General features: G+C 47.3%; 9 protein-coding genes. 4 read left to right on the forward strand and 5 right to left on the reverse strand.

The window, feature by feature from the left end; all coding sequences use genetic code 11:
• Window positions 1–87: 87 nt before the first annotated feature.
• Window positions 88–1,716 carry a bacteriohemerythrin gene (locus SG35_RS17860; protein ID WP_044833928.1) on the reverse strand — a complete coding sequence of 543 codons (1,629 nt, stop codon included), beginning with the start codon at window positions 1,714–1,716 and terminating at the stop codon, window positions 88–90.
• 361 nt (window positions 1,717–2,077) lie between these two features.
• Between SG35_RS17860 and SG35_RS17865 the strand changes: the two genes are divergently transcribed.
• A complete protein-coding gene (locus SG35_RS17865) occupies window positions 2,078–4,378 on the forward strand; it encodes a TonB-dependent receptor plug domain-containing protein (RefSeq protein WP_044833929.1) in 2,301 nt (766 codons plus the stop codon).
• Between the two features lie 43 nt (window positions 4,379–4,421).
• Complete coding sequence (locus SG35_RS17870) at window positions 4,422–6,026, forward strand: ANTAR domain-containing protein (protein ID WP_044833930.1); 1,605 nt, start codon at window positions 4,422–4,424, stop codon at window positions 6,024–6,026.
• Between the two features lie 73 nt (window positions 6,027–6,099).
• Here SG35_RS17870 and SG35_RS17875 read toward each other — a convergent pair whose 3' ends face one another.
• Entirely contained in the window at window positions 6,100–7,080 is a 981-nt protein-coding gene (locus tag SG35_RS17875) for a hypothetical protein (protein ID WP_044833931.1), read from the reverse strand.
• Window positions 7,081–7,288: 208 nt separating this feature from the next.
• On the opposite strand from SG35_RS17875, the gene SG35_RS17880 reads away from it, so the two are divergent.
• The gene (locus SG35_RS17880) at window positions 7,289–11,371 is read left to right on the forward strand and encodes a leucine-rich repeat domain-containing protein (RefSeq protein WP_044833932.1); all 4,083 of its coding nucleotides are present in this window, start codon (window positions 7,289–7,291) and stop codon (window positions 11,369–11,371) included.
• 76 nt (window positions 11,372–11,447) lie between these two features.
• Here the strand turns inward: SG35_RS17880 and SG35_RS17885 are convergent, their stop codons facing one another.
• Complete coding sequence (locus SG35_RS17885; protein ID WP_152646684.1) at window positions 11,448–12,362, reverse strand: LysR family transcriptional regulator; 915 nt, start codon at window positions 12,360–12,362, stop codon at window positions 11,448–11,450.
• A gap of 177 nt (window positions 12,363–12,539) precedes the next feature.
• On the reverse strand, window positions 12,540–13,277 hold the full coding sequence (locus SG35_RS17890; RefSeq protein ID WP_044833934.1) for an SDR family oxidoreductase: 738 nt from the start codon (window positions 13,275–13,277) through the stop codon (window positions 12,540–12,542).
• A gap of 185 nt (window positions 13,278–13,462) precedes the next feature.
• Here SG35_RS17890 and SG35_RS17895 point away from each other — a divergent pair, with 185 nt between their 5' ends.
• Complete coding sequence (locus SG35_RS17895; protein WP_044833935.1) at window positions 13,463–14,062, forward strand: TetR/AcrR family transcriptional regulator; 600 nt, start codon at window positions 13,463–13,465, stop codon at window positions 14,060–14,062.
• A gap of 100 nt (window positions 14,063–14,162) precedes the next feature.
• On the opposite strand, the gene SG35_RS17900 is transcribed toward SG35_RS17895, so the two are convergent.
• Window positions 14,163–17,042 carry a glycoside hydrolase family 16 protein gene (locus tag SG35_RS17900; protein ID WP_063888664.1) on the reverse strand — a complete coding sequence of 960 codons (2,880 nt, stop codon included), beginning with the start codon at window positions 17,040–17,042 and terminating at the stop codon, window positions 14,163–14,165.
• Window positions 17,043–17,054: the final 12 nt, after the last annotated feature.

A 17,054-nucleotide genomic window follows, 5' to 3' on the forward strand; every position in this document is an offset into this window, starting at 1 on the left:
CCGCCTGACGATACTTTAAAACAAAGCAAGTTTTACAAAATTAAAGTTAAGCGATAAACGGGGGTTCCCTGATAGCAGCTTTGCTGCTCAGATAGAAAAGTCCATTACAGCTTTACTCTGATGCAGCTTGTTCATTGCAAATAGCTTGTAATCCATATCCGACTGTAAAATATGCCTGGCGAGCCAATTATACATAAAAATGGCTATTTTATGATGTAATTCAATATCATAATCATCCAATTTTGCTTTTAACCGGATAAACTTCTTGATCAGTGCCTTATGATGCTTACTATGCTCGACAAGTCTTGGGTAATGCATCTCTGCCAGCAACTTTTCTTCTTCGCGAAAATGGTATTGTACGTACAGGCCCAGTTGTTCAAATACCCTGGCAACATCCTCTTTGTTTTCCGAATGAAAAAACTCGTTAATGAGTAAAAACAGTTTTTTGTGCTGTTCATCCATGCTTTTATTGCCAACGGAATATTCAGGACGCCACTCAATTTCCTCTATTGGAGAATTATCCTGTTTCTTCAATGTTTCTTTAATTTTATTCACCTCAGCCCGTACCGTTTTATAAATAACTCCCTGGCTGGACGGTTTGACAATATAAGCATTAATCCCAAGCAGCACCCATTTTTTTATCAGTACTTTATCTTTGTTATGGCTAAAGGCAATTATCGGCAATTTACTGCCTGAGGCGCGGATACGCTCGGTCACTTCAATGCCGTCCAACTTCGGCAGACCGTAGGCAAGCAACATAATATCCGGGCTAAAAGAAACAAACTGCTGCAGGGCATCAATACCGTTGCTGGCGACAGCAAAATCAAACTCGGTTTTCTCAAAAATATCTTTTAACACTTGCACCATTAAACTCGAATGCTCGGCAATCAGCAGTCTGTACCTTTTCCTTTTTTTAGCTTGCTCAGGCTCGGCATTTCGCTCAGGTAACTTACTTTTGCCGTGCAAATAATTTTCTATCTTTTGCGGGATATCCGCGCCCAAAGGTGTGACTTTAGCAGCTATGCTTTGATTGAGTTTTTCAACATCAAGCAGTTGATCTAAAACATTTTGCATTTGAAAAGAAATATTTTCATTAAGTTCACTCATGGCCGTTTCAACAATTTGCTGAAATAACAAGTGAATTTCATCGTTATCCAGCTGCTCTCTGGCTGAAGTAAAAATTTTGCTTTCACAGATATCCAACTGCTGCCGGAAAGACTTTTTCAGGCTTACCCCGTGCTCAATACAAGAAGCAAGCTCTTCCTCCCCTTCGGCGATTAAATCATTGACACTGCTATTTTGTTTGCTTTCAACAAGCTTTAACGCTTGCTGCAGCACCAGTTTCAGCCTGTAAGGTTCATTCAAAGGATTGATGATGGCATAGTTATCGAACAAGCCGTTCTCACAGGCAATAAATGCCCGTGGCGACTCTCTGTTTCTGATTAACAAAACAGCAATATGCGGGGCTATATCCCTGGCATGGGACTCTAAAAATTCAACATAAAATTTAATGCTGTTACTGACATTATTGCAGGAGAGTAAAATGACCTTAGGCTCTAAAACAATCAAATCGTCAGTGCATGAATCGCTTATTTTCATCGAGTGGATGTTGATATCAAGATCTTGAATACGCTTTATGGCTTCATGTATCACTTCCGATTCTTGATAAAGAATAACAACATCGGGGTTATGACAATGATTTCTCCTGACAGCCATATGCACTTCATCCTTAAATTGATCTTATAGATAGTGTTAATTAATCACGGCGACGATTTTTAGTATAGAACAAATCATAAGAACAGCAGCATGCTCTGCCCTATGCTTCCCTCAAAAAATTCAATAAGTTAGCTCATGAAAGCCAAAGCATGAGCCTGAAGACAGCTCAGATGAATATGCCATATCGATAATAACCGTAAACAAAGCCAACCCTGGATATACAGACAACAAGATGAAAAAATTCAACTATAATTTTCCGGTACAACACAGTTCAGGCTGGTACCTGTAAACGTCGATCAGGGACAGAAGTACGTATTGCGGTACTCGCGCAATCGAGAAAAATGACTTGCCAAGGTCCCTTATGCCAACACTTTCCGTCAGAACGCTCAGCTTAACGTCAGGTATTTATCTTAGCCTTATTGGCGTTGCTTTCGGGGCTGATACAGAAGAAAGTAACCCCTATCTTGCCGGCATCTCCCTTGAAAATTTACTCAACATTACCATTACCTCAGCTTCCGGCACCGAAGAGACAGTCGCCAATGCTCCCGCTTCCCTGGTGATCATTACCGCCGAAGATATCTACAAACGGGGTTATGCTAACTTCAACGATATCTTCGCGGATCTGCCGGGCTTTGATGCCTATGCAGGCAACGGCGATCGTCCCAACAAGGCATTCCAGCGGGGCTACCGCCAACCCTATGCCTCCCGCACCCTGATCTTGCTCAACGGCCGGGTACAAAACGAAATATGGGGCCATTACCTGAATATCGAGCGGCAAATTCCCATGAGCCGTGTCAGCCGCATCGAAGTGTTATACGGCCCGGTGGGGGTTATTTACGGGCCCAATGCCTTTCTCGGCGTGGTCAATATCATCACTAAAACCGGTTCGGATCATATGGAAAACGGTATAAAGGGCAGTATACAAACCAGCTATGGCAGCTATAAAACCCGGGATATCGAATGGGGATTCACGGCAAAACAAGGTGACTTTATTTTTGATATTGCCGGAAAACTGTTCGACAGCGACGGTCCGGATCTTGATGATTTTTCCAGTCAATATGATTTTTACAACGCTACCGACTTAGCCAATACCAATATCTGGGGACCGTTATTAACCGGCAACAACGGCGGCCCTTTTATCGCACGCGGCGCCCCCTACGGCCAATATAACGATCCGGACGATCAAAACGGCTTATTTGCCAGTATCAGTTATAAGAATCTGCGCATTTTTTACAATGAAACCGAAGTCAATATGAGCTACGGCATGGAATACCTGTCTCGCTATGTCCAGCCCCACGGTCCCTGGTATTATCATACCGACCAATGGGGCATGGAAATCGATCACAGCTTTGATTCCAGCTTGCGCATCAAGGCCCTGTATACCGAAAGAGATTCCGTTTCTGCAGGAAACTACACTGAAGCGGCAGAAAACAGTTATACCTCATTATCCTTATGGCATTCCCCCTCAAGCTCAGAGTTGTTTCAACTTGATGGTGAATACCGCCTCAACGACACCTGGCTATTCACCGGCGGCATAAAATATGAAAGCAAATCTTTGCCCCGGGGATTTGAAGTCTGCGGTTATTTTAATGCTTTCTCACCCTTTTGCGGCACCCAGGAACAACAACCGGGAGAATTGGGATTCGGCGCCGGTATTTTTTCTCCCGACACCGACAACTTTGTTCTGCCCCCGGGAGTAAGCCGCCGCCACCCCGACGAACTGCTGGCGGACACTACGGATGAAGGGGTTTATGCCCAGGCCATTTACGACAAAGATAACTGGCGTATCAGTGCCGGGATACGCTATGACAACAATAATATCTACGCCAGCACCACCAACCCCAGAATATCGGCGATCTACCGCTTTGACGCGCAAAACACGCTAAAACTCCTCTACGGCGAAGCCTTCCAGGAGCCGCAACCCAACCTGGTTTTTGTCACCTTTTCCGCCCGGGCAGCCAGCGAAAATGTTGGTCCGGAAACCTTAAAAAATGTTGAAGCCATTTATATCCACCAGGGAAAGCACTGGAGCCATGAATTGTCCGCCTATCTCACCAAGTTTGAAGGCGTGATCCAGGAAGAGCCCATTCCCGAAAACTTAAGCGACAAAAGAGAAGTGCTCGCAGCAGAATACCGCGGACGCTTTTTCTACGATAATTTTATTAAGGGTGCAGATGAGATCAGCGGATATGTCTATTACACCTACACAGACGCGCAAAGTGATATTTATTATTCTTACGAAAAAGACAGTAACGGCAATGTGCTCGGCTGGCAAAACGGCGAAGCCGATACCGGCGATATCGCTCCCCACAAATTTAAGGCCGGGCTGGACTTGCCGCTAACAGATACCCTGTCGTGGAACCTGCGCCTGATCTATCATGGCGAAACCAGACTTTATGGCCGCAACCCTCTGCGGACACTTGAGCAAAAGCTGGACGCCTATACCCTGGTCAATACCAACATCAACTGGCAGCTCGACCCTTTCACCTTCAGCTTGAAAATCAATAACCTCTTTAACGAAAGCTATTTTGCCCCCGGCGATCAGGGCGCCAACGGCGGCAACCTGGAAACCCAGGCGATAGGCATAGCAGCAGGGTTTTACAGCTCGCTGCTGCCGCAATTGGAGCGAAATTATAGCTTATCGATGAAAATAGATTTTTAATGTTATTCCGGAAAAATGACAAGTTCAATAAAGAGAGCAATTCATGGCAACAGACTACCAGGCAAACAAAAAACTTAAAATCTTGATCATCAATACCGATATGGCCGCGGGTATTAGCTTAAAAAAAATCCTGCTTAGCCTGGGCAGACATGAAGTCGTCATTAAAAAAGATGCCCGTTACCTGGTAGAGAGAAAGCAAACCTTTGCCTATGACCTGATTATCATTCAGGACGAACATGACTTTACTTTTTCGGGTCCGGATCTTATCCGCTACTTTACCCGTAAACACCTGGTACCCATCTGGTGCAAATTTGTCTTGCTGACATCCGGTGCCATCGAAGAGAACTCCAGTATTATCTTCCGCCACCTGCGCACTGAAATGTTGCAATCTCCGCTTTCGCCAAAAACAGTACAAAAGCTGCTCGCCATTACCCAGGCTTCTTTAAACCTGTTCCAGCCGGTGTTAAAAAATTTACACAGCTTGTCTGCGGCGGTACTGGTAAAACAAGTCAGTACTATTAACAGCAGCAAGCTATCGAGTCTGCATAAAGATGAACTGCTGTTATTGAAAATTAAACTGCTATTTTTGGGAGCACACCCGGAACTGGCCTGGCTACTGACATCGAAAATTAGTCATCCCGGCGATAAATACCGGGAGCAGTTATTTATCAGCTTTACCTCTGGCCAGAAAGAGCAATTTATACAAACCCTGGAGTCTCCCGATATACAAGAATATTACTTTCGCGGTTATGTTTATTATGCCACTTATCTGGCCTTGATGGAGCATAAACCCGACCAGGCCCTGACCAGCTTTAGCAAACTTGAAGCTTTGGTATTGCGCCCCAACGAAATTGATACCTATGCCCTGTTAATATTACAGAGCAAAGGCCTGGCAGCTGCGGTAGAGTTCATCCACCACAAACAAAAAATTAAAACCAGCTTTTATTATGCCAACAGCCTGTCCATCAGCCTGATGAAAATTTATGTCAGCGCCCTGATTGCCGGTGATACCGGCACCTTAGATAAAGCACAAATATTAGCGGCTTTGGATAATATTCTCACCAACAACACTTTCGATAAAGGCAGTTTCAAATTTAATATTTACGAGCCCTTTATTAAAATAGGCATGGCAATACTGGCGGAAAACAACATCAAAACAGAATTTGATCAACTCTGTAAAGACAAAGAAGCATATGATGTTATCCAGCTCAACATCTTGCTTTATTTCGCCAATAAGATGGCATTAACCGGCATATCATTGGACATTCATAAACAAATCGAAAAGTGTTACGCCCGTTTAGAAATGTCACCTGAATTATTGTCGTTTAAGATCACCAACAAGCTGGTGTTGCAAAATACCCTGAGTAAAGACGAATTAATAAAACGCCACCGTGAGCTGGGCAACCATCACTGGCATGAAAACCGGCGCTTTCGCGCCCTCCGCCATTTTCAAAAAGCCGATGCCTTCGCCGGGGATAACAGCCAAATAAAACTTTACCTGCTCACCATCATGTCCGAACTAGGCATTGACCGCTATTGGGATATTGAGCCCCCGGCGTTAATCGAGGCAATTGACAAAAGCGCTCTGAGCCAAACACAGCAACAGGAATTCGAGCAGTATCTAGAAACACAGCAGAGCAAAGCATAACCCGAGCCTTGGGCTGGCCAGCTTCTGCTGGCCAATATTAAGAAAGCCGCTTTTGTCAGGTGAACCCCGCTATTTAGCCTGCCTTCCCTCCTTTTTCAGCTTCATGTTTCAAGGCGATGGCATCTTTTAGTCCAACCACGGATTTTAAGGTATTAAACCAGAAAGGCGCACCGAGACTGATGAGAATGACACTAAAGAACAGTCCCAATAAGGTTTGCAGCGACAGGTAATAATCGATACTTTTTTCCGGCAGGACCTGAAAGCCAAATTTACTCAGGCTGCGATACTGTTCCAGGCCAAAGGTTACCGCCTGCTGCTGCGCCTGATCTATAGCAGCCTCCAACGCAGCCTGATACTTAATAACTAACATCTGCATCTGTATATCCGAGAGCGCTGGCTGTTGCCGCACTAACTGATTAAAGGCGCTTATAGCCTCTTTTGTACTGTCATTTTCCTGCCTGACCAGCGCCTCAAGTGACGGATATTGAGCAACAAATTGCCGATTAATTTTTTGCACAATATCACCAACCGGCGGAGCATTGCTTATCTCAGCTTTTGCCAGAATACCCTGTCCCTGCAACGCCAGTGCCTGCCTGAAGTCACTATCCACGGATAAACGGTTCAGTAGAGCAAAAGCATCCAGCTGCATCAGCAGTACAATAAGTGCGGCAACACCAATACTGATTTTATCCATCTGGCTTTTAAACAGCGCCCTCATTTCATCTTCGGCCTGTTCAAACATCTGTTGCAGGCGAATATCCGTTATCGGCTTGTCGACAGAAAGCTGATGGTAAACCGCTTTGACTTTATCAAAGCCGACGTACTGGGCTTTTTTTACCACTATGCCCGAAGTCACCTGCTGCAGAAATTTTTTACTATCAAAACCGGCGTCAATTTCGGCAATAGCCGAAGCAAATTGTGACATGCCGCTCACCAAGCCCCGGTGTTTTCTGGCAAAGAGCTGCTGGACAAACTGCACTATCGCCGTCACCAAAACACTAAACAGCAACATGCTGGTGATAAAGGCGATTGCTATCCCTAAAATATCTATCATCTTTTTTCCTTTTACGGCTAAGCACTGCCATTTCTCTTGTTGTCAATCACCGCGCCCCTACCAGCTATTATTTCAGGTCGAAGCAAACATCATGATTTAAAGCTTGTTTTTCTGTGAAAACTTACCCGGAGCATGGATATAGATAATAAACTCATCTACAGTCATATCAATAAAAAGTTGACTGACTCAGAAGATAAAGGGCCTTGTTATGGCATTAACTTTCAACCAGTCTCCCGAGTGGCAAGCCCTGGTGAATTTATTGCTCCAAGGGCTAGAAGACAGCAGCGTCCGGCCTATGCTCTGGGTCGGCGCCGGACTGTCGGCAGCGGCCGGTTATCCGCCAACAAACGAGCTGATAAAACAGCTCAGCGACAAAAGCCTTAAGCCTTTATTACCCTTTACCCCGACTGATGAAAATTATGCCCTTGATAGTCCGCAGCGCTCTTTTACTCACTGGATACAACATTTCATCCGGGAAAATAACTATAACCAGCTAAATAAAACCTTAAGCAAGATCTTTTTAGAGCAGCAAAAAGCCCCCGCCACTATGCACCAGCAGCTGGTGCAATTGCCCTGGCAGGTGATTATTACCACCAACTACGATGAACTGTTAGAGTCGGCCTTTAAGCAAACCGCCCGGCCCTTCACCCCGATCACCCTGGAACAAAATTTAGCCTTGGAGCACGCCGGCCGCATTTCCCTGTTTAAGATCCACGGCAGCATCTATGATATTGAGAAATGGATTTTTGATGAAAACACTTACCTCGATTATGCGCAAAAGTATCCGCTGCTTGACAGTAAACTCAAAACCTTATTGCTCAGTCAGCCGATAGTCTTTATCGGCTGCTCAATGACAGATCCCAGGATCATCGACTGGTACCTGTGGTGCAAAAAACAAAACAAACTGGCGCAGCTGCCCTATGCCATTGCCATCATCAAAAAAGAAAACTGGCAGCAAGTACCCAACGACATTGCCAAACTTTACCAGCAAGCAAGAGTAAGACCCCTGTTCTTTAAAGATTTTAATGAATTGCCTCTGCTAATTGAAACTCTTGCCACCAGCATACAGGCCCCCGAAACCGCTCCGAAAATACAACAACAAGACCCTGGGGAGCATCAGGCCAGACAAGCACGCATTATTGAAGATATTCTTTATGATGATCTCACCCCGGGCATCATCCAGGCCATTGCCAATGTCTGGCTGCAAGTCCCGGAAGGAGGCCATTATCTGGATCACCTTAAAAATAACCATGGCGCACGGGTTAAAAATATCGCCAGTGCTACCTTTGCCACACTGCAAAGTGACTTTGCCGAATTAAGCCTGAGATTGACCGGTAAGCAAACCCCGTTTGCCAGCCAGAAAATGGTTTTATCGGCACTGGCCTCTCAGCTGCGTGTCTGCAACCCGACTTTTGATACCTTAAACAAAGTAGATTTTAAACCCCAGCAACTCAACGGCGTGTTGAAGTTCCAGCATAGCCCCAACGAATTGGCTCAAGCGGATAAGCAGCAGCAGGGGCTTTTTGACAAACTGCTGCCGTTATTATGTGAGCTAATCGTCGACTGCAGCGAGGCCCTGCCGGCATGGAATAAGGACAACCTGCTGACACAACTGCAAGACCCCCACGAACTGTTTGAAAAACTGAGTGAAGAATTAAGGCGCTGGCAAGAGATCAAAGAAGTCAACCGGGATGAAAAAACAGAAATAGAAGAGCAATACCGGCGCGCCGTGGCTCGCCGCTTTGACGAATTAAGAATTTTCGGCATCAACTTCGGCGGCCGCTCGCGCAAATATCAGTTGCGTGTCGCCTATATCTCATTAAACACAGAAACCGAATATAACGACGACCTCGACAGCGAAGTCCTCTCAACCGAACAGGCGCTGACCGGCTTCGAGCGCCTGGTGATCATCGGCGATGCCGGACAGGGAAAAACCACTTTGCTGCAATGGCTTACGGTACAATGCGGACGCCAGGACTTTAGCGGCGACCAAACCCCCTGGAATCAAAAGGTGCCGGTGATCATTAAATTACGCGAAGTATTAAAGCGCAAGCAACTGCCGAAAAAATCTGACTTCTATGCCCTGATGGTAGAAGATTGCCAGATCGAGGCAAGCCATCAGACCTGGCTTGATGCGGTGCTTGATGATAAAAGAGCCATTATCATGATCGACGGTTTTGATGAAGTTCCTGAAAACCGCCGCACGGATGTGATGAACTGGATTGAAACCCTGTGCCGGGAACATAGCGGCAATCAGTTTATCCTCACTTCCAGGCCCTCCGCCTACCATGATAATGCCCTCAAAGCCCTTGATTTCCAGGCGGTTAAGCTACAAAGTATGGATCAGGGCGCCCAGCAAAGCTTTATCGAACACTGGCATCAGGCGGTGGCGCTGGAATACGATAAAACCAAACCCGATGCCTTTCTCGGCGAAGGGGAAAACCTCTTGCACCAGCTGAAACTGCAACGCCCGCTACGCACCCTGGCTGAAAACCCGTTATTGTGCGGCGTACTTTGTATGCTGCATCATGATCGCAGCGGTTACCTGCCGAAAAACCGCACCGACCTCTACCAGGCCACCAGCCGGATGTTTTTAGACAGCCGGGATCGGGAAAAGAAAATCATTGAAGATGAGCGTTTTGTGCTGCTCGATCATCAGGACAAAGTGATTTTACTCGCCTATGTCGGCCACTGGATGACGCAAAAAAAGCTGATCAGCCTCACCCCGGATGACTTGCTGGCGCGGCTGGGGGAAAAGCTCAACAATTTACCCAAGCTCAATAAAGTACTGAGCACTGAAGATCTGAAAAGTTTTTTCCTGGAACGCAGCGGCTTATTGCAAACCGTTGGCCCCGGTGAAATCCAGTTTGCCCACAGATCTTTCCAGGAATTTTTTACCGCGGAATATTTAATCATGATCCGGGACTGGGCCACCCTGAGAAAAAATGCCAGCAAAGATTATTGGCATGGCACCATACAAATGGCCATCGGCCTGTCCCACTCCAGGGAGGATAATGAAAAATACCTGAGTAAATTACTGGAAAAGGCGGAAAAATTTGATCAGCAGCATAACGAAAATCAAGCCATCAGCCTTTACCTGCTGGTACTCAGCTGCAAGGAAGGCTTAAGGGAGATTTCACCTGAGTTTGCCGATAAACTCAACGGCATTATTCCAAAAATCATTCCGCCGCCCTCCGCCAAGGTACGGGACGCCTTATCCAATGCCGGTGAACTGGCCATCCCCCACCTGAAACGGCCACAGCAACGTTCGATACAAAAAGATCATTATTGTGCTTATGCGCTGATGCAAATCGCCACCGCAGAAGCTTACGTATTATTGCTCGATTATTTCAAAGATAACCGGGAAAGCTACCGGGAAAAGATCACCCGGGATATCGAAAAAATGGACGGGGATATCGCCAGGGAAGCGCAACTGGCCAAGTTAATGATTAAACAGGGCCTGGACAAGTATCCGGATCTCCTGTGCAGAAAAATGGCTTTTCTGTGCCAGTCCCCGCCTTTACTCGCCGCCTATGCCAAGGAAACAGACCCCAGCTTTAGCGACTGGGAACTCTCCCAGGGCCTGGCCCCCCTGGTGATATTTGAAAACCTGCACACCCTGGATCTGGGACAGGCAGATATCGAAGACTTCTCGCCTTTGGCGAAACTGACAGCGCTGGAGGAGCTCAACATAAGTTACAGCGAAATTGAAGATTTATCGCCCCTTAACCCCTTGATTAACTTACATACCCTGGAGCTTGAAGATACCAATATCCAGGATTTAACTCCTTTGGCAAACCTCACCAGGCTGCAAACCCTCAACCTGCATTATACCGAAGTAAAAGACCTGATGCCTTTAGCCAAACTCAGTAACTTACGGGAGCTTTATCTGGAAGAAACCGATTTAGACAAACTGACGGGATTAAAAAAACTCACCGCCTTGCAAGTACTCGAATTAAATTACAACGAAATTGACGACTTAAGTCCTTTAGCAAAACTTAGCCAGTTGGAGAGACTGCAATTAGCGGCAACTAATGTCAGCGACTTAACGGTGCTGGCAAAACTCAGTCGTTTACGTTTTTTGGATCTCGATGATACCCTGGTTGAAGACCTGACACCGCTGGCCAAACTGACCCGGCTGCAGACACTTTATTTAAGCAACACCCCTGTAAAAAATTTAACACCGCTAAAAGGGCTTAAAAACTTAAAAGAACTCTTTGTCCGTGACTGCAATGTCTCAGATATTAACGAGCTCAAAAAAGCCTTGCCAGGCTGCCGCATTTACACTTAGTCCACCTTCGCCGGCATTGCCACCAGCACCGCCATTATCCGGCCAAGTGCTATTATTTTCAGGTTAAGTGCTGCAATTAACCGACACTTTCTTCACCCGCAAGCCAGGCCTGCTTGCGTTCAAACAGCTCCACCACAAATTCCCTGAACTTACGCAAGCGGGTAACTTCCCGCAAATCAGGATGAGATAATAACCAAATTTCATGATTGAGCAGCACCGGAGCGTTTGGCAACCGGTAAATGCCCTCACAAGCATCGCCGAGAAAACAGGGCAACATCGCCATACCAATACCGGCCCGTACTGCCGCCACCTGAGAGCCAGCCTGATCCATACTGTATTGCGCGGGTATATCCGGATAAGGAGAAGCTTTCACCCATTGGGGAAAACGATCTGTCTCGCCCCACCCCAACCAGCGGGCACCGGAGTCGGGATCAGACAAGTCATGATTTGCCAGATAATCATCGCTGGCATAGAAACAGGTGGCAACCGAAGCCACTTTACGGCCGATCAGGGGCTGCGGCGGCGGATTACCAAATCCCATAAAACGCAGGGCAATATCACTTTCCCGCCGCATCAATTCAAAAACATTACTGGAGACAGAAAACTCAATATTAATATCCGGGTACTTACGGGTAAAATTCACCATTTCCGGGATCAAAATTTGATTGGCGATATTATCAGGCATGGTCAGCCGGATAAGACCGCTAAGTTCAGTATCCCGGCCGTGCAGGTGCAGCTCGGCGCTGACTAAAGCATCTTCGGCCTGCTCTGCGTACTCCATCATCGAGCGCCCTTCTGTTGTCAAGGTATAGCCGCCGACATTACGGTCAAATAGCCGGGTGCCTAAATCCGATTCCAGGTTATCCACCCGTCTTGATACCGTGGAATGACTAACCCCTAATAATTGCGCCGTTGCCCGGGCACTGCCGGAGCGCGCCACCGAAAGAAAAAACTGGACATCATCCCAGCTCATGGACGATTTATGCACCACTTGACCTCATCATCAATATATCGTTGCATAAAGTGTCCACTGAAGCTTTCCTCCAGTCAAGTGAACATATAAACCTTGTTGCTGAAGAAACGCTTGTAAATGCTTGCAAACCAGGCGGAAATGCTCATGACCGTTTCCGCCTTGAGGCTTGCCCTTTAAGAACCGGGTTGCTTATTGCTAAGCACTAAGCGTTTCGGGGATAAGCGCCCCGGCATAACCCTGATATGCCGCTTCAAACTGCTTGGACACAGTATCCGGGAATAAATGAAAATCACCAGCAGCCAGTGCATTAACTATGCCCTCGGAAACCGAAGCGGTTGAGTCGGCTTCGCCCTCGAATCCTGCCTGAGCCGCCATATCCGTGGCAATCGGTCCCGGGTGTACGCTCAAGACACTCACCCCTTTAGGTGCAAGTTGTTCACGTATGCCCTGAGTAATGGAATATGAAGCCGCTTTAGAGGCAGAATAGGTTGATAACTCGGCAAAGTTTTTGATCGAAGCCACCGAGTTAAGTTGTACCAGGGCGCCCTGATTTTGCTCTAAAATAGCAGCAAAAGCTTTGGCTACCCGGATCAGGCCAAAAACATTCACATCCAGCTCTTTCGATAACGCCTCTTCGGCATGCTCACTCAAGGAATTTGCCGGCATCAGTACCCCGGCATTATTGACCAGTACATCAACATCACCGGCCTGAGCCGCCGCCAGCTGGATGGAAGCATTGTCGGAAACATCAAGCTGCAGGCTAACCACCCTGTCGCCATACTCCTGTTCAAGTGCCTTGGTCGACTCAATATCTCGCACCGCCAGATACACTTTTTTCGCCCCGTGGTTAAGGAAAGATTCGACAATGGCTTTACCTATGCCGCGATTGGCTCCTGTAACCAATGCCACTTTATTACTGATTGAAAAACCCATAACGCTTCTCCAAAACTTTTATTAAAAAGGGATAGTTGCATAAACAACTAAATGACTCACTCAAACAAATAACTGCACCACCGATGGTGTCTCAATATTCTGTACCGATCGGTAAGATTGAAAAGAATTATACCTATCGGTACAATACTGTCAACACGAATTTTTAAGACGATAAAAGGGTAGATATGGCCGGAGGCAGAAAACTTGAATTTGATAAGCAGCAAGCTTTAGAGGCAGCCATGCAGGTGTTTTGGCAAAAAGGCTACCTCGGCGCTTCACTTTCAGATCTCACCTCAAGCATGGGCATCAATAAACCCAGCATGTACAGCACCTTTGGCAACAAGGAAAAGCTGTTCCTGCAAGCGACCAAGCATTACATTGAAAACCATGGCAAAATTCATGTCGCCTGTTTGTCTTTGCCGGATACCAGCTTAAGGGAACGGTTAAAAAAATTCTTAAGCTCAGTGATCAGCGCCCAGTTTGCAAGCTCAAATCCTAAAGGCTGTTATGTGATGTTATGCATGACAGAAGCCGCCAGCGGAGATATGCCCGAACAAGCACGGGAATTGATTGCAGAGGCTGCCGGACTTTTCCCGACATTATTGGAAAAGTTATTTAAACAAGACCCGGAGGCCATTTCATCAGGGCTGGATAAAAACGCCAAAAGCAATGCCCTCACCCTGGCAACCTTACTCAATGGCACTGCCGCTTTGGCCAGAGCCGATTATTGTCAGGCGGATTTACAGCCGGTGATTGACAATACCCTCAATGGTATCGGACTTTAACAAACAGCATAAAAAAGAACAGCGAAACGGCGATAACCGTCTGCTGTTCTTTTTCCGGTTTTTTCTTAAGTAAAAAGCTCCCCCTTAAAAAGCGGAGTCATTACGGCAAAAACTTAACATTATCCAGCTGATAAACCGCGCCTTGGGCTTTGCCCCATTCGGGGAAGATCAGTACCTTATCCACCTCGCTCAGATCTAAACCCAGTGCTGCCAGATCGGCTAACTTGAAGGTAAAATGTTGCCAGCTACCTAATTCAGGCGCTTGCCCTTCGACACTTGCCGCCAGTTCCAGCTGAGCTGCAGAGCCATTTTTTCCTTCAACTTTCAGCAGTATCAATGCGCTGGCATCATTGGCGGCATTAACCAGCTTAAAGTCGAACTCAAGCGTGCCTTGGCTTATTGCGGTTAAGTCATGTTCAACATCGGCAATTAATCCGGAAACCGTACCCGACGGTCCGAAAAAGTCGACATTGATCACCTTGCCCTGATTGCTGTCGACCACTTCGCTGATGGCGGCATTGGCACAGCAATCCCAAAATGCCCAGTTTTGCTCTACCTGCTCTTGATACAAGGCCAGCTCAGTGGTGACGACAACAGGTGACGGCACAGCCGGCGGCAATTCGACATCAGCATCTTTATTCAGCCGGACATTATCCACTTGCATTACCACCCCTTGCTGGTTGCCCCAGGCAGGGAAGATCACTAAGGGGGTATCTACTTTAGTCACATCAAGCGATGAACCGCCATGATTGACCAAGTCGGCAATGGCGACTTGATAGGATGTCCAAACACCGATTTCTGGCGCAGCTATCGGATAATCTCCCGAGCTGCAGGGGTTACCACAATCCATTTTGATCATAAAGTCACGTGTTTCCCTGGGGTCGGCAAGCACTTTTAAATCAAATTCCAGGGTGGAAAACTCACTGACATCAAGCTGCAAAGGCGTACCGCTGTTATCTTGCTTGCCCTGAAAAAACACCACAGCTTCATCGGTATTAAAGCTCATCTGGGCAACATCACCCTGCCCGGTATCACCGCTGTCAACCAGCTCCATATCCACTGAGCCGCTACCGACATATTGCAGATAATCAAAAGGCGCATGCAGGTTGCCATCAAAAATCACCGCACTGTCGACCTGTGCCAGGTTATATTCAAAGCGCACATTATCCAGCTGCAGCTTCATGGCCCCGGTCGGTTCAATAACGAAAGGATTGATGATATCGGTGATATCGGCAAAATTGCCCGGCGAGAAGCGATTGCCCCCTGCCAGTAATTCGGCAACAGGAATACGCACTTGCTGCCATTCATTTAGTGCCCCGACAGCAACCGTATAATCACTGACTGCAGGCCAGCCGCTGTCCAGCTTCACCAGTAACTCGCTGTTATCTGCCTGGCTGCTCACGTTCAAATCAAAGACCAGCTCGCCGTACTCCTGCCACAGGGCAAGGTTGACCCGGGGGGCATAGGCAAAATAAAGGTTACCGGTTGCGCCGGCTTTATTTATCTCCAGTACCGTTCCCCGATCGTCAACAGCAACTTCCTGGTAGCTGATGGCGCCGTCCGGGTTGTAGCTGTTAAAGGCCAGACCTTTGTATAAGTTGTCGATATACAGGTCGAATACTGCCCCCTGGCCAAAGTTATCAACCGGATCCGGGAGCTCTGGCGGCTGGTGTCCTTCCACCAGCTCGGCATCCTCAGAAACCGTAGCACAACCGGCCCCGGTATCCGGACTGACGGAGCATTCATACACCCGGACATAATCTATCGCCAGAGTTTGCGGAAACGCAGATTCATCGATACCGGTATCATTGACATTGCCCGCCCAGGCACCGCCGACAGCAAGGTTTAACAGCATATGAAAGCGCTGATCATAGGGGGCACTGCCGGGAGCATTAACCAAATCACCATCGTTATCGACATATTGGCTATACCAGCCGTTTTCCCTTTGGGTAGCATAATGCACGTCGTCTACATACCAGCGGATCTCCCCTTCCTGCCATTCAATGGCATAGACATGGTAATCGTCGGCAGGATTTGCGCCGCCGGGCAATTTATATTCTGCTCCCGAATAAACATTTTCCGGCCAGGCTTTACCGTAATGCAAAGTGCCGTGCACCCGCCCTTCAAGCTCTCCTTCGGCGGCACCGTCTTCATCCGACTGGGTTTTCAGGTTCACCGCTTCGACAATATCGATTTCACCGGAAGCCGCCCAGCCGCCGAAGACCCAGTCGGTAGGCAACATCCAGATCCCGCTCCAGCTGCCCTGCCCGTACGGCAATTTCGCTTTGATTTCAAAGCGCCCGTATTTCCAGTCCCCCTGATTCATGGTGCGTAATCTGGCGGAAGTATAGGGCAAAGTGGTAACACTGCCTAAATTGCCGTCGACATTATCCGGGCCGGTAAAATCTTCACGGCGGGCGATGATATTGAGTATGCCGTCACTGACAACTGTGTTCTCCGCCCGGTCGGTATAACATTGCTGCTCGTCGTTGCCGCCGCCCCAGCAATTGACCTCATGCTGCCATTTACTGAGATCTAAACTGTTACCGTCAAATTCATCACTCCATACCAAGGTCCAGTTACCAGAGGCACTATTATCACTTTGCAGGGAGGCATCAAAACTCAATGCTTTTCTTTCAAGGGCAAAGTTAACCACGAGGGTTGTGGTTTCATTGACGGCCAGTTGGGTATTTTCCAACTCAACATATGGAATACCCGACTCGGTTTCGCCGCTTTGACTGGTTAGCGCAATGCTGGCATTTTCAATCAGTACCCTCAGCGGCCCCTTGATCACGGCTGACGAATGATTGGTGATATCAAGCTGAACTGTGTATCCCCGGTTAATACGGTCAAAAACCGGTTGGGACTGAACGATAGCAATATCGTTTGAGGAAAAGTCTGCCCAGGCGGCAAAAGTGCTGGTTGTGGTTAATAACGCGATAGAACAAGCAATGCCCTGCGCCGTTTTTGAAATTTTCATGATCATCCTTTT

Origin of the sequence: Thalassomonas actiniarum, assembly GCF_000948975.2 — a bacterium.
GTDB classification, from domain to species: Bacteria; Pseudomonadota; Gammaproteobacteria; order Enterobacterales; family Alteromonadaceae; genus Thalassomonas; species Thalassomonas actiniarum.

Excerpts from the sequence above, each read along its gene's own strand:
- SG35_RS17860 (WP_044833928.1), bottom strand. The coding sequence starts at position 1,716 with ATGGCTGTCAGGAGAAATCATTGTCATAACCCCGATGTTGTTATTCTT.
- SG35_RS17865 (WP_044833929.1), top strand. The coding sequence starts at position 2,078 with ATGCCAACACTTTCCGTCAGAACGCTCAGCTTAACGTCAGGTATTTAT.
- SG35_RS17870 (WP_044833930.1), top strand. The coding sequence starts at position 4,422 with ATGGCAACAGACTACCAGGCAAACAAAAAACTTAAAATCTTGATCATC.
- SG35_RS17875 (WP_044833931.1), bottom strand. The coding sequence starts at position 7,080 with ATGATAGATATTTTAGGGATAGCAATCGCCTTTATCACCAGCATGTTG.
- SG35_RS17880 (WP_044833932.1), top strand. The coding sequence starts at position 7,289 with ATGGCATTAACTTTCAACCAGTCTCCCGAGTGGCAAGCCCTGGTGAAT.
- SG35_RS17890 (WP_044833934.1), bottom strand. The coding sequence starts at position 13,277 with ATGGGTTTTTCAATCAGTAATAAAGTGGCATTGGTTACAGGAGCCAAT.
- SG35_RS17895 (WP_044833935.1), top strand. The coding sequence starts at position 13,463 with ATGGCCGGAGGCAGAAAACTTGAATTTGATAAGCAGCAAGCTTTAGAG.
- SG35_RS17900 (WP_063888664.1), bottom strand. The coding sequence starts at position 17,042 with ATGAAAATTTCAAAAACGGCGCAGGGCATTGCTTGTTCTATCGCGTTA.